Source organism: Qipengyuania thermophila (genome assembly GCF_004153605.1).
GTDB classification, from domain to species: Bacteria; Pseudomonadota; Alphaproteobacteria; order Sphingomonadales; family Sphingomonadaceae; genus Qipengyuania_B; species Qipengyuania_B thermophila.
In genome coordinates, this window is the sequence record NZ_SDSI01000001.1 from 208,723 (window position 1) to 224,572 (window position 15,850).

15 protein-coding genes and 1 other RNA gene are annotated in these 15,850 nt (G+C 69.0%); 11 read left to right on the forward strand and 5 right to left on the reverse strand.

Translation table 11 applies throughout. The features are described from left to right. Positions 1–68: 68 nt before the first annotated feature. Entirely contained in the window at positions 69–353 is a 285-nt protein-coding gene (locus ETO60_RS01020) for a hypothetical protein (RefSeq protein WP_130001958.1), read from the forward strand. An 83-nt stretch (positions 354–436) separates the two neighbouring features. Here ETO60_RS01020 and ssrA read toward each other — a convergent pair. Together ssrA and mscL are read right to left on the reverse strand one after the other, a co-directional pair. Continuing rightward, positions 437–813: a transfer-messenger RNA gene (gene ssrA, locus ETO60_RS01025) on the reverse strand. Further along, on the reverse strand, positions 800–1,282 hold the full coding sequence (gene mscL / locus ETO60_RS01030) for a large conductance mechanosensitive channel protein MscL (protein ID WP_199798807.1): 483 nt from the start codon (positions 1,280–1,282) through the stop codon (positions 800–802). The genes ssrA and mscL overlap by 14 nt, the downstream gene beginning before the upstream one ends. 118 nt (positions 1,283–1,400) lie before the next feature. Here mscL and ETO60_RS01035 point away from each other — a divergent pair, with 118 nt between their 5' ends. The 5 genes from ETO60_RS01035 to ETO60_RS01055 are packed head-to-tail and all read left to right on the forward strand — an operon-like array spanning position 1,401 to position 4,969. Then, on the forward strand, positions 1,401–2,081 hold the full coding sequence (locus ETO60_RS01035) for a LemA family protein (RefSeq protein ID WP_130001960.1): 681 nt from the start codon (positions 1,401–1,403) through the stop codon (positions 2,079–2,081). Between the two features lie 5 nt (positions 2,082–2,086). Continuing rightward, on the forward strand, positions 2,087–2,959 hold the full coding sequence (locus ETO60_RS01040) for a TPM domain-containing protein (protein ID WP_234026250.1): 873 nt from the start codon (positions 2,087–2,089) through the stop codon (positions 2,957–2,959). A 4-nt stretch (positions 2,960–2,963) separates the two neighbouring features. Further along, entirely contained in the window at positions 2,964–3,638 is a 675-nt protein-coding gene (locus ETO60_RS01045) for a TPM domain-containing protein (RefSeq protein ID WP_130001962.1), read from the forward strand. Then, a complete protein-coding gene (locus tag ETO60_RS01050) occupies positions 3,635–4,183 on the forward strand; it encodes an NUDIX hydrolase (RefSeq protein WP_199798808.1) in 549 nt (182 codons plus the stop codon). The genes ETO60_RS01045 and ETO60_RS01050 overlap by 4 nt, the downstream gene beginning before the upstream one ends. Before the next feature lie 3 nt (positions 4,184–4,186). After that, positions 4,187–4,969 carry an SDR family oxidoreductase gene (locus ETO60_RS01055; protein ID WP_130001964.1) on the forward strand — a complete coding sequence of 261 codons (783 nt, stop codon included), beginning with the start codon at positions 4,187–4,189 and terminating at the stop codon, positions 4,967–4,969. An 82-nt stretch (positions 4,970–5,051) separates the two neighbouring features. On the opposite strand, the gene ETO60_RS11440 is transcribed toward ETO60_RS01055, so the two are convergent. Further along, the gene (locus tag ETO60_RS11440) at positions 5,052–5,180 is read right to left on the reverse strand and encodes a hypothetical protein (protein WP_255416974.1); all 129 of its coding nucleotides are present in this window, start codon (positions 5,178–5,180) and stop codon (positions 5,052–5,054) included. A 373-nt stretch (positions 5,181–5,553) separates the two neighbouring features. On the opposite strand from ETO60_RS11440, the gene recF reads away from it, so the two are divergent. Then, positions 5,554–6,633 (forward strand): DNA replication/repair protein RecF, encoded by a 1,080-nt coding sequence (gene recF, locus ETO60_RS01060; RefSeq protein ID WP_130001966.1) that lies wholly within the window; start codon positions 5,554–5,556, stop codon positions 6,631–6,633. Here recF and ETO60_RS01065 read toward each other — a convergent pair. Then, on the reverse strand, positions 6,630–7,271 hold the full coding sequence (locus tag ETO60_RS01065; RefSeq protein WP_234026251.1) for an arylesterase: 642 nt from the start codon (positions 7,269–7,271) through the stop codon (positions 6,630–6,632). The two genes, recF and ETO60_RS01065, sit on opposite strands and share 4 nt — an antisense overlap. Before the next feature lie 146 nt (positions 7,272–7,417). Between ETO60_RS01065 and ETO60_RS01070 the strand changes: the two genes are divergently transcribed. Genes ETO60_RS01070 through ETO60_RS01080 form a run of 3 tightly spaced genes read left to right on the forward strand, consistent with a single transcriptional unit; the run spans position 7,418 to position 10,999 of the window. After that, entirely contained in the window at positions 7,418–8,092 is a 675-nt protein-coding gene (locus ETO60_RS01070) for an ABC transporter ATP-binding protein (protein ID WP_199798809.1), read from the forward strand. After that, entirely contained in the window at positions 8,089–10,623 is a 2,535-nt protein-coding gene (locus tag ETO60_RS01075) for an ABC transporter permease (RefSeq protein WP_130001970.1), read from the forward strand. The genes ETO60_RS01070 and ETO60_RS01075 overlap by 4 nt, the downstream gene beginning before the upstream one ends. A 4-nt stretch (positions 10,624–10,627) precedes the next feature. Beyond that, on the forward strand, positions 10,628–10,999 hold the full coding sequence (locus tag ETO60_RS01080; protein WP_130001972.1) for a VanZ family protein: 372 nt from the start codon (positions 10,628–10,630) through the stop codon (positions 10,997–10,999). 73 nt (positions 11,000–11,072) lie between these two features. Here the strand turns inward: ETO60_RS01080 and ETO60_RS01085 are convergent, their stop codons facing one another. After that, on the reverse strand, positions 11,073–13,709 hold the full coding sequence (locus ETO60_RS01085; RefSeq protein ID WP_130001974.1) for a TonB-dependent receptor: 2,637 nt from the start codon (positions 13,707–13,709) through the stop codon (positions 11,073–11,075). Positions 13,710–13,986: 277 nt separating this feature from the next. Between ETO60_RS01085 and typA the strand changes: the two genes are divergently transcribed. After that, a complete protein-coding gene (gene typA, locus ETO60_RS01090) occupies positions 13,987–15,834 on the forward strand; it encodes a translational GTPase TypA (RefSeq protein ID WP_130001975.1) in 1,848 nt (615 codons plus the stop codon). Positions 15,835–15,850 lie beyond the last annotated feature (16 nt).

Consider the following 15,850-nt stretch of genomic DNA (forward strand, 5'->3'; position numbering starts at 1 on the left):
AGACACCCCCATAAGGCTGTTCCACCCTGGCAAGAGATGGGGCGGACGCGCGTACCGGAAGGACAAGCATGCTGCGGAAGCTCGGAAGACTGTTCGTCATCAAGACGCGGCTGGAGGCGTTCCTGATCATCTACGCTCTCGGCCTGGGCGCCACGACGCGCGGCGCGCACTATCTCGACACCTTCCCTGGCGTGGGCGGCTGGCTGCTGTTCGCCGCGTGCACGGGGTCGGTGTTCATGGCCGGCGCCAAGATCCTCGACTGCCTGCGCTATGAAAAGGCCGCGCGCGAAGCTGTCGGGGCCACCTCTCCCGAACGGCCGGCGCGCGAAGGCGCGGCCGAAGCGAGGCGCTGAACGGCGCGCAGATCCGGCGCCGGCAAACGGTTGTGGCCAAACAGGGGTTGGGGGTTTCTGTTGCTACGCACCCCCGGGCGCCCGGTTTCCGATTCTGTTACCCGGTTCGGTCCGAACCGTGCTCGTAGCGTTGCAACTTCAGGCCGCGAAGGCCGTCACGTTACGCGGCGAGAGCAAGTGCTTCGTTGTCGTTGGCACTTGTGTGTGTCGAGCCTTTGACGGGTTACTCAGCCCGGGCGAAAGCGATGTCTTTCAACACACGTCGATCCTGGTTCGGCCCCGTCAGCTGAACCGCGCGGCCGGCACGTCCTCGACGTCCGGCCGGAGCGGCGCAGGTGGTGGAGCCGCCGGGTACTGCCCCCGGGTCCGCTGTGTCTATTGCACACCACACTTTATCGCCATAGCCGGCGGCAAAGCCGGCACGGACGAATATAGCGCGGCGGCCGTCATTGTGAAGGGGTCGACCCGGACCGCTGCAGTTCGGCGAGGATCTTCTTGAGCACGTCGAGCTGCGGGTCCGTCACCACCTCCTCGTCGCGGGCGGTGTCGGTGCTTTCGGCCTGCTTGCGCTGCATCTCGTCGAGCACCCTGTTCACCCCCTTCAGCAGCAGGAACAGCGCCACGGCAAGGATCAGGAAATTCAGCACCTGGGTAAGGAAATCCCCGTAGCCGAGCATGGTCGCCCCGGCAGCGCGGAGCGCCGCGAAGTCACGCAGGGAACCGGTGTAGCCCGGCGGCACCGGCCCGAGAATAATGAACCAGTTGGTGAAGTCGACATCACCGAAGGCCCAGCTGATGAGCGGCATGAGGATGCTTTCCGTCAGCGAGGTGGTGATCCGGCCGAAGGCCGCGCCGATCAGCACCCCGACGGCAAGATCGAGGACATTGCCGCGGGCGATGAACTTCTTGAATTCGGACAGGATCGTCATTGGCTCCCCTTTCCCCGGCACGAGGGGCCGTTCCTGCGGACCAATGATCCGGCTTGAACGGCCCTGCTGCTGTGGTATGCCGATAGGACACATTGCAAGCGCAAGGAACCTGTCCGCGATGAACCCCGCCGCCGCTCTCCGCTCCGCGATTGCCGCCTTCCTCGCCATGACCCTCACGGCCTGCGGGATCAACACCGTGCCCACCAAGGAGGAAGCCGCCAAGGCGCAGTGGGGCAATGTGGAAACAGCGCTGCAGCGGCGCGCCGACCTCATTCCCAACCTTGTCGCCGTCGTCGAGGCGGCGGCGGTCGCGGAACGCGACACGCTGCGCGCAGTGACGGAGGCGCGGGCGCGGGCCACGTCCATCAACATCACCACCGACGACCTGTCCAATCCGGAGGAGTTTCGCCGCTTCAACGAGGCGCAGAACCAGCTCACTCAGGCGCTGGGACAGCTGCGCACCGTCGTCGAGGCGTATCCCCAGCTCGCCAGCCAGCCGCGCTTCGCCGACCTGATGGTCGCGCTGGACGAGAGCAACAACCTCATCAACACCGAACGGGTGCGCTACAACGAGGCCGCCCGCGACTACAACACGACCATCCGCACCTTTCCGGCGACCATCGCGGCCAACGTGATCTATGGCGCGCAGCCGCTGCAGTATTTCGAGGCCGCCGAAGGTGCGCAGGCGAACCCCAACGTCAACTTCGGCAACATCACCGGCGGCGGCACGGCGGCACCCGGGCGCGCGGTCAACGACAATGCCGCGCCGCAGCCCGGACGGGCCACGGCGGCGAACTGAGCGGCTTGTTCGCATTCGTCAATCGCCGCGCGGGAGCATGGCTGCGCCTTTCGGCGCTCGCTCTCCTGGCGCTGCTCGGACTGCTGGCGGCCTCTGCCGCTGCTGCGCAGGGGTTCCCACCGCGTCCGGAGGGACCGGTATATGACGGCGCGAACATCCTGTCCGCCACCACGGAAGCTTCGCTCGACCAGCGGCTGCGGACCTACACCCGCGACACCGGCCGCGCGGTCATCGTCGCCACCGTGCCGAGCCTGAACGGCCAGCCGATCGACAGCTATGCCACGGCGCTGTTCGCCGACTGGGGCATCGGCGGAGCGCAGCGGGATCAGGGTCTGCTGCTGCTCGTCGCCCCCAATGAACGCCGCGTGCGGATCGAGGTCGGCTATGGTCTGCATCCGTATTTCGGCGGGATCATGGCCGGGCGCGTCATCCGCGACGTCATCACGCCGCGCTTTCGCGACGGGGATTTTGATGGCGGCGTGGTCGCCGGCGTCGATGCCATCCTCGAGCACCTCGCCCGCAGCCCGGCAGATGCGGCGGCCATAGCCGAGGCGGCGGAAGCGGCCGACGCGCAGGCGCGCCAGAGTGCCGGCTTTCCCATCGGGGCGGTGTTCTGGATCGCCTTCCTGTGGCTTTTTTTCGTCCTTCCGGCAATGAAGGGCGGGCGGCGGCGGCGCTACCGGCGCGGCGGAATGGGCGGACTGGCGCGCGACATCATCCTGTGGGAGGCCGGCAAGGCCATCGCGCGGGGCATGGACGGCGGCAGGGGCTGGGGCGGCGGTGGCGGTTTCGGCGGTGGTGGTTTCGGCGGTGGCGGCGGCTTCGGTGGCTTCGGCGGCGGCATGTCCGGCGGCGGCGGCGCGAGCGGAGGCTGGTAGGCCGGTGCGACCCCTGTCCCCCGAGGAGCAGGCGCTCGTCACCCGGGCGGTGGAGAGCGCCGAAGCCCGCACAAGCGGCGAGATCGTGACCGTTCTGGCCGAACGGTCCGACGGCTACAGCGACGTGGTGCTCGTCGGCTGTGCGGCTATTGCCTTCACGGCGATGAGCGTCTTTGCCGCCATGCCGGCACCGTTCCTGGAATTGTGGGACCGGATTTTCGCGCAATGGGGTCATGTCTGGAGCATCGGGGAGATCGCCAGCATGACGATCGCGCTCGGTCTTTTCGCATTCCTGCTGGCGTGGCTGGTCCTGACCAACGACGCACTCCGGTTCGCTCTCGTGCCCGGCCCGGTACGGACCCGCCGGGTTCATGACGCGGCCGTGCGCCACTTCAAGGTCGGCGCGGAACGGCGCACGCACGGGCGCACCGGCGTGCTCCTGTACGTGTCGCTGCGCGAACATCGTGCCGAAATCTTTGCCGACGAGGCGATCGCGACCCGCGTGCCGGCCGACGTGTGGGGCGAGGCAATGGCCGACATGCTGGCGGAAATCCGCAACGGACGCATCGCCGAAGGTTTCGCCGCGGGCGTGCGCGACGTCGGCGAGGTGCTGGCGCAGCACTTCCCCAAGGCGGAGAACGACCGCAACGAGCTGCCCGACCGGCTGATCCAGCTGTGAGCGCGACCATTCCTGACGCCGACGCACCGGAGGAGATCGTCTGGCAGGGACGGTTCGTCACCGCGAAGCGGCGGGGTCGGTGGGAGTATGCCGGACGCGCGCGCGGGATCCAGGCGGCGGTCATCGTCGCGCTGGACGGCGAGCACGTCATCCTGGTCTCGCAATACCGGGTGCCGCTCGGCCGCATGTCGCTGGAACTGCCTGCGGGACTCGTCGGCGACGAGGAAGGGCAGGAAAGCGAAAGCATCATCGACGCCGCCCGCCGGGAACTCGAGGAGGAAACCGGCTACCGCGCCGGGCGCATGGAGGTGGTGATGACGCTCTACGCCTCGCCGGGTCTGCTCAGCGAGAGTTTCACGCTCCTGCGCGCCACCGAACTCCAGCGCGTCGGCGAAGGCGGCGGCTTGCCCGGAGAGAACATCACCGTTCACCGCGTGCCGCTGGACGGCCTGCGGGCGGAGGTGGACGCATGGCGGCGCGAAGGCGGTGCGGTCGACGTGAAGGTCGCGCTTCTCCTTGGCCGCGATCTGTTGCAGGAGACCTGAGCGATGACCGGACGCGTGGCAGGCAAGAAGGCGCTGGTGACGGGCGCGGCGCAGGGTTTGGGGGCGGCACAGGCGCGGATGCTGGCGCGCGAGGGTGCCCGCGTGCTGCTGACCGATCTGAACGAGGACGGCGCCCGGCAGGTGGCCGACAGCATCAACACGCAATGCGGCGCCACCGTGGCATTCGCGCTGCATCATGACGTCACCAGCGAGGCAGACTGGGCGCGGGCCATCGAAACGGCGCGGGACCGGCTCGGCGGCTTGTCGGTGCTGGTCAACAATGCCGGCATCGGCGCCGGCGGCAACATCGAGGAGTGCAGCTTTGCCGACTGGAAGCGCAGTTTCGCGGTGAATGTGGACAGCGCCTTCATCGGCATCCAGCACGCCCTGCCGCTCATGAAGGACAATCAGCCCGGGTCCATCATCAACATCTCCTCGATCGCGGGGCTCATCGCCAGCGACACCATGCCGGCCTACAATGCGTCAAAGGCGGCGATCTGGATGCTGACCAAGTCGGTCGCGCTCCACTGCGCCAAGCAGGGCTGGACGATCCGGTGCAACTCGGTTCATCCCACCTTCGTCGACACGCCGATCCTCGACGGGATCAGCCGCCGCGCGGGGCTGGAGCACGACGTCGTGCTGGGCAAGCTCGCGCGCCAGATCCCGCTGAAACGGGTCGGGCACCCTGACGAGATCGCCAGCGGGGTCCTGTTCCTCGCGAGCGACGAAAGCAGCTTCATGACCGGGGCCGAGCTGAAGCTCGATGGCGGCATTTCCGCCATGTGACCGAAGCGCGGGAGGTCGGCGCGCCTCGACGGGGAGCCGGATCCGGGCACGGGATCACGACTCCCCCCAAAGGGGTGCAGCCTCATACGAGAGCGGCGCTGCCAAGGCCGGGCACCCCCGGCAGAACGGCGAGCGCGAGGCAAGCAGCGCTCATGGCCGCGGCGGCGGCCGCCGCGACGAGGCGCTGCACGAGGGGCGAACGGTTGAACATGGCTTGACTCCGTTGGGCGAGAGACGCGCGGCTGCGGGTCTCTCAGAGGACGACAGTGGGCGAGGCCGGCACGATGGCCATGGCCATGAGCAGCACCGACAGGCTGGTGGCGGTGACTGCGGCGACGATGCGGCTGGTGATGATCGACATGTACGTGCTCCCTTGCTGTGGTTGCGAGGGCCAACCTCGCCAACACCTCCCTCATCGCAAGGCGCGTGCCAGTTCTGTAAGTGCATGATTAGGAACGATGTGAAGATCCGGAGAGTGACAGCGCTTCACCTGCCCGACCAACATTGGGTGGATTTCGCCATATCTTGGCAAGAGCGATCCCGGGCTGGCGCTCGTGCCGCCAAAGCACTAGGCAGCGGCGGGCATGGCAATCCGCTCGGTCAGTCTCCGGACCTTCAGGAATCACCGCGACACGGTGCTGGACAAATCCGGGCACATCAACCTGCTGCTCGGCCGCAACGGTGCGGGAAAGACCAACATCCTCGAGGCGCTCTCGCTGCTCGCGCCCGGACGGGGACTGCGCCGCGCGGCGCCGGCTGATCTGCCGCTGGCGGGCGCCGGCGACTTTGCCGTCGGCGTGGGGGTCGCCACCGCTGCGGGAGAGGTGAGACTCGGGACACACACCCTGCCAGGCCAGGGCGGGCGGCGATTCGCGCGGATCAACGGCGCCCCGGCCACGCTGACCACGCTTGCGGAGTGGCTCTCGCTCGCCTGGCTCACGCCGGCAATGGATGGACTTTTCACCGGCCCGGCCAGCGGCCGGCGCCTTTACCTTGACCGGCTGACGGTGGCCTGCGACCCCCGCCATGCCGCCCACGCGACCCGCTACGCCGCCGCCCTGCGGGAGCGCAACCGGCTGCTGGCGGCGGGCGGCGGCGCGGATGACCCGCGCTGGCTGGACGCCGTGGAGCGGCTTCTGGCCGAACACGGCGCCGCTCTTTCGCGCGGACGCAAGGGACTGGTCGACGCGCTGGCTGGCCGCATGGAAGCGGAGCGCGACGCGCTCTTCATGCCACCGGCGCTGCACTACCGCGCGGGCGGCCCGACCGAGGCCGGCGCGCTGCTCGACGCGCTGCAGGCCGGCCGGCGCAGCGATGCGGCGGCCGGACGCACGCTCCTGGGGCCGCATCGGGACGAGCTGGAGGTCCGCCATGCGTCACGGGACATGGCCGCGGCGCAATGCTCGACGGGGGAACAGAAGGCGATGCTGATCGCCATGACCCTTGCTCATGCGCAGCTCGCGGCAGGCAGCAGGCCGGCCGTGCTTCTTCTCGACGAGGTCGCGGCGCACCTCGATCCCGAGCGCCGGGCCGCCCTGTTCGCGCGGCTGCGGTCCGGCGCGGCGCAGGTCTGGCTGACCGGCACCGACGCCGCGCCATTCAGCGCGCTCGGGCAAGACGCAGCCGTCTGGCTGGTCGAAGAAGGCAAGGCACGCCCCGCCTAGCGGGCCTCGGCGGGTGTCGGCGGCAGAGCCGCGGCAACGTCGTCCACCGTTGCCGCCACCAGCGCGTCGATCCCCTGCGCAGTGGGATGGATCCGGTCCGGCTGTATCAGCTGCGGCTGGTCATAGATCGATTCAAGAAAGAACGGCACGAGCGCGGCGCCGTGTTCGCGGGCCAGATCGGCATAGATGGCATCGAACTGCGCCACATAGTCGGCGCCAAGGTTGGGCGGCGCCCGCATGCCCATCAGCAGCACCGGGATGCCCCGCCGCCGCAGTTCCGACAGCATCGCAGACAGGTTCGCGCGGGTCTGTTCCGGCGGCAGCCCGCGCAGCAGATCGTTGCCGCCGAGCTCGAGGATGAAGAGGTCCGGCCGCCGTTCCTGGGCGTCGAGAACGAAGCCGAGCCGCGCCCGGCCCGCAGCCGTCGTGTCGCCGGAGACACCGGCGCCGATCACCCGCACATTGAGGCCCCGCCGGCGCAGCGCCTCCTGAAGGCGTTCGGGATAGCTTTCCCCCGGCTGCAGGTTGTAGCCGGCAAACAGGCTGTTGCCGAAGGCAAGGATGCGCCGCTCGGGTCCGGTCACGGGCGCCGCTGTCGCCGGGGCGGCCGCGGTCGGGGTCTGAACCGCAGGTGCCATCGCATCCGCCGGTCCGGCCGGCTCGCGGCATCCGGCCATTGCCAGCACCAGAGCGCACCATGCCAACCGTGAACGCGCCATCGGAACCCTTTCTTGTGTGCCGTTCATGCCTATGCCATCGGCGCGGCGTGACAAGTGGCAACATGATGATCCGCGCCCGCAATCTGACCTTGCGCTTCGGCGGACCCGGCGCGGTCGTCGAGGTCCTGCGCGGCATCGACCTTGACCTGGCCGCCGGTGAAACGGTCGCGGTGCTCGGCCCGTCGGGCTCTGGCAAAAGCTCGCTGATGGCGGTGCTGAGCGGGCTGGAACGCGCGTCGGGCGGCACGCTGGAGGTTGCCGGGGCCGATTGGAGCGGCCTTGACGAGGACGCGCTGGCCCGTGCCCGGCGGGGCAGCATCGGCATCATCCTCCAGGCCTTTCACCTCCTGCCGACGATGACCGCGATGGAGAATGTCGCCACTCCGCTTGAACTTGCCGGCGTCGCGGATGCGCGGCGCAAGGCGGCCGAGGAGCTGGAAGCGGTCGGGCTCGGGCACCGCCTCGGCCACTATCCCCAGCAGCTGTCCGGCGGAGAGCAGCAGCGGGTGGCCATCGCCCGGGCGCTCGCCCCCTCCCCGCTGCTGCTGTTCGCCGACGAGCCGACCGGAAACCTCGACAGTGCCACGGGCGAGACCATCACCGAGCTGCTGTTCACGCGCCAGCGGGCCGCAGGGGCGACGCTGATGGTCATCACCCACGACCCGGCCCTGGCGCAGCGTTGCCATCGCATCCTGCGGATGGAGGACGGGCAGATCATCAGCGACGGGCCGGGCGGATGAGGGTGGCAAACGATGCCGACCGGCTGCCATGGGCGGCAGCATGGCGCATCGCCCGGCGGGATCTGAGCGCCCGGTTCAGAGGGCTGCGGCTGCTGCTTGCGTGCCTCTTCCTCGGCACCGCCGCGCTCACCGCGATCGGCACGCTCACCGCGGCGGTGGAGCGGGAACTCGCAGCCAATGGCGCCGAGCTGCTGGGTGGGGATATCCAGGTCAGCGTGTGGCAGCGCCCCCTGTCCGACGCCGAGGCGAGTGCGCTTGCGGCGCTCGGCACCGTGTCCGGGGGAACACGCCTGCAGGCGGTGGCGCGCGCCGAAGAGGCCACGGCGCCCGTCGAGGTGAAGGCGGTCGATGCGGCCTATCCCCTCTACGGTGCGCTCGTCCTGACCGACGGCCGCACGGCGGGCGCGCCCCCGCCGGGCGACGCCTGGCTGGCACAGGGAGCCTTGGACCGGCTGGGCATCGAAGTTGGCGACACTTTCACCCTTGGGCTGAGCACGCTGCGCGCGGCCGGGGTCATCGCCGCGGAACCCGACCGGCTTGGAGAAGGGTTCCAGCTCGGCCCGACCATCATCGTTGCCGAGAACCTGCCCGCGCAAGCGGGCCTTCTTGCGCCCGGCGCGATGTACCGCACGAAGGTGCGCGTCGCCTTCGATCCTCCGCGCGACGCGGCGCCGGTGGCCGAAACGCTGGAGCAGCGCTTCGCGGATTCCGGGCTAGAAGTGCGGACCCGCGACCGCGCCTCGCCCGGAGCCGACCGGTTCGTGACCCAGATGGGCGATTTCCTCACCCTGGTCGGACTGGCGGCGCTGGTGATCGCCGGGATCGGGATTGGCGGCGGAGTGGCCTCTTATCTTCAGAGCCGGCGCGGGGCGATCGCCACGCTGAAGGTGCTGGGCGCCGGCAGCGCCGACACCGGCCGCATCTATGCGCTGCAGATCGGCGCGGCGGCGCTGATCGGCAGTGTCGCGGGCGTGGTGGCGGGGATCGCGGTCACGCCGCTTCTGGCCCGCGCCCTTGCCGGCGTGCTGCCGGTCCGGAGCGGTGTGGTGGCCGACCCCGGCGCCATCGTTCTGGCGCTCGCCTACAGCCTGCTCGTCGCGGCGATCTTCACCGCTTCGCCGCTGCTGGCTGCGCGGCGCACGCCGGCCATGGCGCTGATGCGCGGTGCGGTGGCCGAACACACGGGCGACCGCAAGGCGATCATGGTCGTGGCCGGCGGGGTGGCGCTGCTGGTGGCGCTCGTGCTGCTGACATCGGTGCGCCCGGCGCTGGCGGCAGGCTTCATGGCTGCGAGTGCGCTTGCCATGGCCATTCTCGCCGGTCTTGCCCTCCTGCTGCGCCGCGCCGCGCGCAGGGCACCCTCGCCCGCCAGTCCGCTGACGCGGCTGGCTGTCGCCAATCTCGCGCGGCCCGGCAGCAATCTGGTGGCGCTGGTCACCGCGCTCGGCTTCGGCCTGTCCGCCTTCGTCCTGCTGGCGGCGGTGCAGACGAGCATCGCGGGGAACATCGAACGGCGCGTTCCGCAGCAGGCGCCCGACTACTTCGTGCTCGACATTCCCCAAGCCGGTTTGCCCGCCTTCAGCGCTGCGGTGCGGGCGGTGGACCCGGATGCGCAGATCCGTGCGGTGCCCAATCTGCGCGGCGCGATCCTCGCCTACGGCCCGCCGGACGCGATGACGCGGGTGAGCGCGCTCGAGGAGGTGCCGGACGGTGCCTGGGCGCTGCGAGGCGAGCGCGGGCTGACCTATGCGGAGACGCTGCCGCCCGGAAACCGGCTGGTCGAGGGGACGTGGTGGAGCGCCGATCACGCGGGCGAGCGGCTGGTGTCGGTGGACGAGGACCTCGCCCGGGCAATCGGCCTCAGGGTCGGCGACCGGCTGAGCGTCGGCGTGCTGGGGACGGAGATCACCGCAACGGTGGCAAACCTGCGCCAGATCGACTGGGATTCGCTCGGCTTCAACCATGTGCTCGTGTTTTCGCCCAACACGCTGCGCGATGCGCCGCACACGCTGTCGGCCACGCTCGGCCTCAACGACGGCGCTGACCGGCGGCGGCTGCTGCAGACGCTGGTGCAGCAGTTCCCCGCCAGCTCGGTGATTGAGGTGGGAGAGGTGCTGCAGCAGGCGCGCCTGCTGCTGGACCAGATCGGCCTCGCGACGCTCGCCGCCGCCTCCGTCGCGGTTCTGGCCGGGCTGGTGGTGCTTGTCGGCGCGATGGCGGCGGCCCGTGCCGCGCGCGTCTATGACACGGTGATCCTCCGGGTGCTCGGAGCGGACCGGAGGCAGATCCTGTTGCTGCAGGCGCTCGAATTCGGCATCCTCACCGCAGTTCTGGCCGTGATTGCCCTCGCCATCGGCGCCGGTACTGCGTGGCTGGTCATCACCCAGCTGTTCAGCTTCGACTGGCTTCCGGACTGGGGAACGGTGCTGAGCGTTCTGGTGGCGGGGCTGGTCGTGGTGCTCGTCTTTGCCACCGCCGGCTCGCTCCCCTTCCTGCGGGCGCGTCCGGCGCAGGCACTGCGGACGCTCTGACCCGATGCCCCGCCTGCTGCTGAACCTTCTACGTGCCGCCTACTGCGTGCTGCTGGCCGGCATCGTCGTGGCAGCCCTGCTGCCCAACGTGCAGACCGGCATTCTGGCCGGGAACGACAAGCTGCAGCATTTCGGCGCCTTCTTCACGCTCGCGGCGCTGGCGCGGCTTTTGTGGCGGCGCCTGCATCCGGCGTGGCCGCTGCTGCATCTCACCGCCGTGGGCGGCGCGATCGAGGTGCTGCAATGGGTCATGGGGCTGGGTCGTGAAGGCGACTGGCGGGACATGGCCGTCAATCTCGCCGGCATCGCGCTGGGCCTGTGCGCCGCGCAGCTCGTGCTTGCCGCCTTCGACCGGACGCAACAGGTCGCGCGCTGAGCAGGCAAGAAAAAAGGCGCCGGCTGGTGAAAGCCGGCGCCTTGCGCATGATCCTGTCCGGCGGAACGGCGGTTCAGAACCGGAACCGGCCCGTCACGCCATAGGTGCGCGGCTGGTTGGGGTAACCGGACACCGTCCCCGCCTGCGCCACCCCGTCGAACACCGACAGGATGTAGCGTTCGTTGGTGAGGTTGCGCACGAAGGCGGACACTTCGAGCCCGTTGACCAGCGCCAGCGTCAGCGACGCGTTGACCTGGTTGATCTCGCGACGGAAGTTGCGGGCGGCCGCGATCCCTTCCGCGAGCGTGGGGAAGCCGAGCAGGCCGTTGAGGATCTGCGTGTTCGACTCGTGGTAGTAGTCGATCCGCCCGATGAGCTGGTTGCCGCTTCCGCCAAGATCGTGTGCATAGGTGGCGGAGGTCGCGATGCTGAACTCCGGCACGCCGGCGGGCCGCTGCCCCGACAGGTCGCCGAACGGCGAGTCGACGAAGCTGTCGAACTTCGCATCGAGGTAGGTGAGCGCGAAGGTGAAGACCAGCGGGTCGATCGGCTGGATGGTGGTGTCGAGCTCGAAGCCGCGCGTCGACTGCTGCCCTGCGTTCACCAGCGAGAAGCCGGTGCCGGTGAAGATGTTCGACTGGAACCCCTGAAGGGTCTGATCGAACAGCGCCAGGTTCACCGTCAGGCCGGGGAACGACCCCTTGACGCCGATTTCATAGACCTCCGATTCCTCCGGCCCGGCGAAGCGGGTGCCGGTGCGCAGGTTCGGGATCGCAAGCCCCGCATCGCGGATGGCGGAACGCGGCGCAAGGATCGTGCTGTTCAGCGGACCGGGCGTGAAATCGCTGGCGAACGGACGGCTGTCGCGCGACAGGTTGACCGACGACGCTTTGAACCCGGTCGCGTAGGTGAAATACGCGTTGAGCTGGTCGTTGATGTCGTAGGCCGCGCGCAGCGTGTAGCTCCAGTCGTCGTCGCGGGTGCGCCCCGGTTCGACGGCGTTCGGAAGGTTGAGGAACGGCGGCAGGAACTGCAGCGGCCGCAGCGCCAGCAGCGGGTTCGTTGCCGGGTTGACCGCCTGCCCGGCAATGGCCTGGAAGATCGGCGCGGTCGCGGGGTTGCCGGCGAACTGCTGGACCACGGCGGGCGTGACCTGCGCCGGAGGAATGCGCAGCGCCTGAGCGATGCCGCCGACGATGAACGCATCGACGAGGTTGACGTTGGCGAGCGGATCGGTCGACACCTGCGACAGCTGGAAGTCCTTGCGGTCCTTGGTGTAGTTGAACCCGCCGGTCAGCGTCAGCCGGTCGGTGACGTCGAAATCGACCTGTCCGAAGATGGACCACGACTCGTTCTGCAGCGCGAAGGCCTCGACTGTGGACGGGCCGGGGCGGAAGATCGCGCCGGCCGGAATGCCGAGCGCCGCTTCCGCCGTCGGCAGGGCGCCGCCGGACAGAAGGGTGAAGAACGGGCGCGTGGCGACCCCGTTGACGATCGAGCTGTCCTGGGTGATGTCCTCCTTGAAGAAGAACCCGCCAAGCAGGAAGTTCAGCGGACCGGCAAAGTCGGAGGCGAGGCGCACTTCCTGCGTGAAGGTGTCGATCTTCTGGTCCCGGAACTCGGTGATGAGATCGGCGCCGGTGAAGTCCACATCCTGATTGAAGAACGAGCGCAGCTCGCGGTAGGCGGTGATCGAGGTCAGCGTCAGGTTGCCGAACTGGAGATCGGCCTGGAGCGAGCCGCCATAGCTCTCGATGTCGTTCTCCGGCAGCACGTTGAGGAACGTGCGGTCGGCGAACAGATCCTCGGGCACGATGGCCCCGCCGACGGCGAACACCGCCGGCACCGTCGGACCGGCGACAAGGTTGCCGGCGTAGCAGCACAGCTCGCTGATCTTCTGGTAATCGCCGATGGCCCGCAGCCGCAGCGCGCCGCCATTGTCGAACAGGAGCTGCCCGCGCGCCGACCAGCGGTTGCGGTCGTTGATGCGGTCGTTGAAGCCGACCACCTCGACATAGCCGTCGCGGCGGTTGTAGTTGCCGTCGATGGAGAAGGCGAGGCTGTCGGTGATCGGGCCGGTGACGTCGCCCTTGATGACCACCTGGTTGAAGTTGCCGTAGGTCGCCGAGACGGAGCCGCCGAACTCGAATTGCGGTTCACGGGTGATGACGGAAATGACACCGGCCGAGGCGTTCTTGCCGAACAGGGTGGATTGCGGCCCGCGCAGCACCTCGACCCGCGCGACATTGGCGAGGTCGGCGATCTGGCCGGCCGAGCGCGAGCGGTAGACGCCATCGATGAACACGGCCACCGAAGGCTCCACCCCGACATTGTTGTCCCCGTTGCCGAAACCGCGGATGAAGAAGGTGGTGTTGGACGAATTCTGCAGCTGCCCCACGCGCAGCGACGGGGCCACCGTCTGCAGGTCGAGGAGGTCGCGGATTTCGGCCCGCTCCAGAGTCTCGCCCGTGGTGACGGTCACGGCGACGGGCGTGTCCTGAAGCGTCTGTGCCCGCTTGGTCGCGGTGACGATGATCTCGTTGCCGAGGGTGACGGTGGGCGTCGTCTGGTCCTGAACCCCGGTGTCGGTCGGACCGGCCACGCTGTCGTCGGGCCGCACCTGCGCCAGCGCGGGCGCCGCCGCCCCCGCCGCAACGCCCGCCATGAGAAATGCGCGCGTGACCTGTCCGAATAGCCGCTTGGTGTTCATCCGATGTGCATCCTCATTCCCGCTGACCCGCGGCCGGACGTGGCCGTGTGCCCTTGTTCTGTGCCCTCGGTGTAGCAGGCAGCAGCCGCGCTCCGCAAGCGCGCCCGCGCGGACGGGTGACGCTGTGGCCGCAGCGACACAGGCGCATGTCCGGAAGAGCCCCTTGCCCGCGCCGGGCGCGGGTTGCCGCGCCACCGTCGAACGGGTAAGGGCGGCGCGCCCGCTGTCCGCGACAGGGCGCGGCGGACGTTTTCCCCCGACAGCAAGAGTAGCCTTCATGTCCCACGGCTTGCGCAACATCGCGATCATCGCCCACGTCGACCACGGCAAGACCACGCTCGTGGACCAGTTGTTCCGCCAGTCGGGCACGTTCCGCGACAACCAGCGCGTCGAGGAGCGGGCGATGGACTCGGGCGACCTCGAGAAGGAGCGCGGGATCACCATCCTCGCCAAGTGCACCTCGGTCGAGTGGCCCCCTGCCGGGGCGCCTGGCGACGTCACCCGCATCAACATCGTCGACACGCCCGGCCATGCGGACTTCGGCGCCGAGGTCGAGCGGATCCTGTCGATGGTCGACGGTGTGATCCTGCTGGTCGACGCCGCCGAGGGGCCGATGCCGCAGACCAAGTTCGTCACCGGCAAGGCGCTGGCTCTCGGCCTGAAGCCCATCGTGGTCGTCAACAAGATCGATCGTTCCGACGCGCGGCCCTCCGAAGTGCTGGACGAGGTGTTCGACCTGTTCGTGTCGCTCGACGCGAACGACGAGCAGCTCGACTTCCCCGTGCTCTACGCCTCGGGCCGCGACGGGTATGCCAGCGAGGACGCGGCGGCGCGCTCGGGCACGCTGGAGCCGCTTTTCGCGCGGATCGTGGAGCATGTCCCGGCACCCGGACTGGATCCGTCCGGGCCGTTCTCCTTCCTTGCCACCCTGCTCGACCGGGACCCCTTCATGGGGCGCGTGCTCACCGGCCGGGTGCAGTCCGGCACGATCAGGGTCAACGATCCGATCCGCGCGCTCGATGCCGAGGGCAACGTGGTCGAGACCGGCCGCGCAACCAAGCTGATGAGCTTCGACGGGCTGGAGCGCGTGCCGGTGGAGAGCGCGAGGGCCGGCGACATCATCGCGCTTGCCGGGCTGGAGAAGGCGACCGTCGCCAACACGATCGCCGATCCGGCCGTGACCCGCCCCATCGAGGCGCAGCCGATCGATCCGCCCACCCTGGCCATGCGCTTTGCCGTGAACGACAGCCCGCTGGCCGGGCGCGAGGGCGATAAGGTGACCAGCCGCATGATCCGCGACCGGCTGTTCCGCGAGGCGGAAACCAATGTCGCCATTCGCGTGACCGAAAGCGCCGACCGCGACAGCTACGAAGTGGCGGGACGCGGTGAGCTTCAGCTCGGCGTCCTCATCGAGACCATGCGGCGGGAGGGTTTCGAACTCGGCATCTCCCGTCCCCGCGTGCTGTTCGGCACGGACGAGAACGGCCAGCGCACGGAGCCGTACGAACAGGTCGTGATCGACGTCGACGACGAATATTCCGGCACGGTCGTCGAGAAGATGCAGCGCCGCAAGGCCGAACTGCTCGACATGCGCCCGTCCGGCCAGGGCAAGACACGCATCACCTTCTCCGCGCCCTCGCGCGGCCTCATCGGCTATCACGGCGAGTTTCTATCCGACACCCGCGGCACCGGCATCATGAACCGGCTGTTCGACCGCTACGGCCCCTACAAGGGCCCGATCGAAGGACGCATCAACGGCGTGCTCATTTCCAACGCCACCGGCGAGGCGGTGCCCTATGCCCTCAACGCGCTGGAGGAGCGCGGCGAACTGTTCATCGGCGGCGGGGCCAAGCTCTACGAAGGCATGATCATCGGCGAAAACGCCAAGCCTGAGGATCTGGAAGTCAATCCGCTCAAGTCCAAGCAGCTGACCAACTTCCGCTCTTCCGGCAAGGACGATGCCATCCGCCTCACCCCGCCGCGGATCATGACGCTGGAACAGGCCATCGCCTACATCGACGACGACGAGATGGTCGAGGTGACACCGAAGTCGATCCGCTTGCGCAAGGCGGAACTCGACCCGCACGAGCGCAAGAAGCAGAAGCGCAAGAGCGAGGCGGCTTGACCGTTTCCGCTCCCGC

What these genes read in the sequence shown, in the direction of transcription:
- ETO60_RS01020 (WP_130001958.1), top strand. Translation starts at nt 69, where the DNA reads ATGCTGCGGAAGCTCGGAAGACTGTTCGTCATCAAGACGCGGCTGGAG.
- mscL (WP_199798807.1), bottom strand. Translation starts at nt 1,282, where the DNA reads ATGACGATCCTGTCCGAATTCAAGAAGTTCATCGCCCGCGGCAATGTC.
- ETO60_RS01035 (WP_130001960.1), top strand. Translation starts at nt 1,401, where the DNA reads ATGAACCCCGCCGCCGCTCTCCGCTCCGCGATTGCCGCCTTCCTCGCC.
- ETO60_RS01055 (WP_130001964.1), top strand. Translation starts at nt 4,187, where the DNA reads ATGACCGGACGCGTGGCAGGCAAGAAGGCGCTGGTGACGGGCGCGGCG.
- ETO60_RS11440 (WP_255416974.1), bottom strand. Translation starts at nt 5,180, where the DNA reads ATGTTCAACCGTTCGCCCCTCGTGCAGCGCCTCGTCGCGGCGGCCGCC.
- recF (WP_130001966.1), top strand. Translation starts at nt 5,554, where the DNA reads ATGGCAATCCGCTCGGTCAGTCTCCGGACCTTCAGGAATCACCGCGAC.
- ETO60_RS01065 (WP_234026251.1), bottom strand. Translation starts at nt 7,271, where the DNA reads ATGGCACCTGCGGTTCAGACCCCGACCGCGGCCGCCCCGGCGACAGCG.
- ETO60_RS01070 (WP_199798809.1), top strand. Translation starts at nt 7,418, where the DNA reads ATGATCCGCGCCCGCAATCTGACCTTGCGCTTCGGCGGACCCGGCGCG.
- ETO60_RS01075 (WP_130001970.1), top strand. Translation starts at nt 8,089, where the DNA reads ATGAGGGTGGCAAACGATGCCGACCGGCTGCCATGGGCGGCAGCATGG.
- ETO60_RS01080 (WP_130001972.1), top strand. Translation starts at nt 10,628, where the DNA reads ATGCCCCGCCTGCTGCTGAACCTTCTACGTGCCGCCTACTGCGTGCTG.
- ETO60_RS01085 (WP_130001974.1), bottom strand. Translation starts at nt 13,709, where the DNA reads ATGAACACCAAGCGGCTATTCGGACAGGTCACGCGCGCATTTCTCATG.
- typA (WP_130001975.1), top strand. Translation starts at nt 13,987, where the DNA reads ATGTCCCACGGCTTGCGCAACATCGCGATCATCGCCCACGTCGACCAC.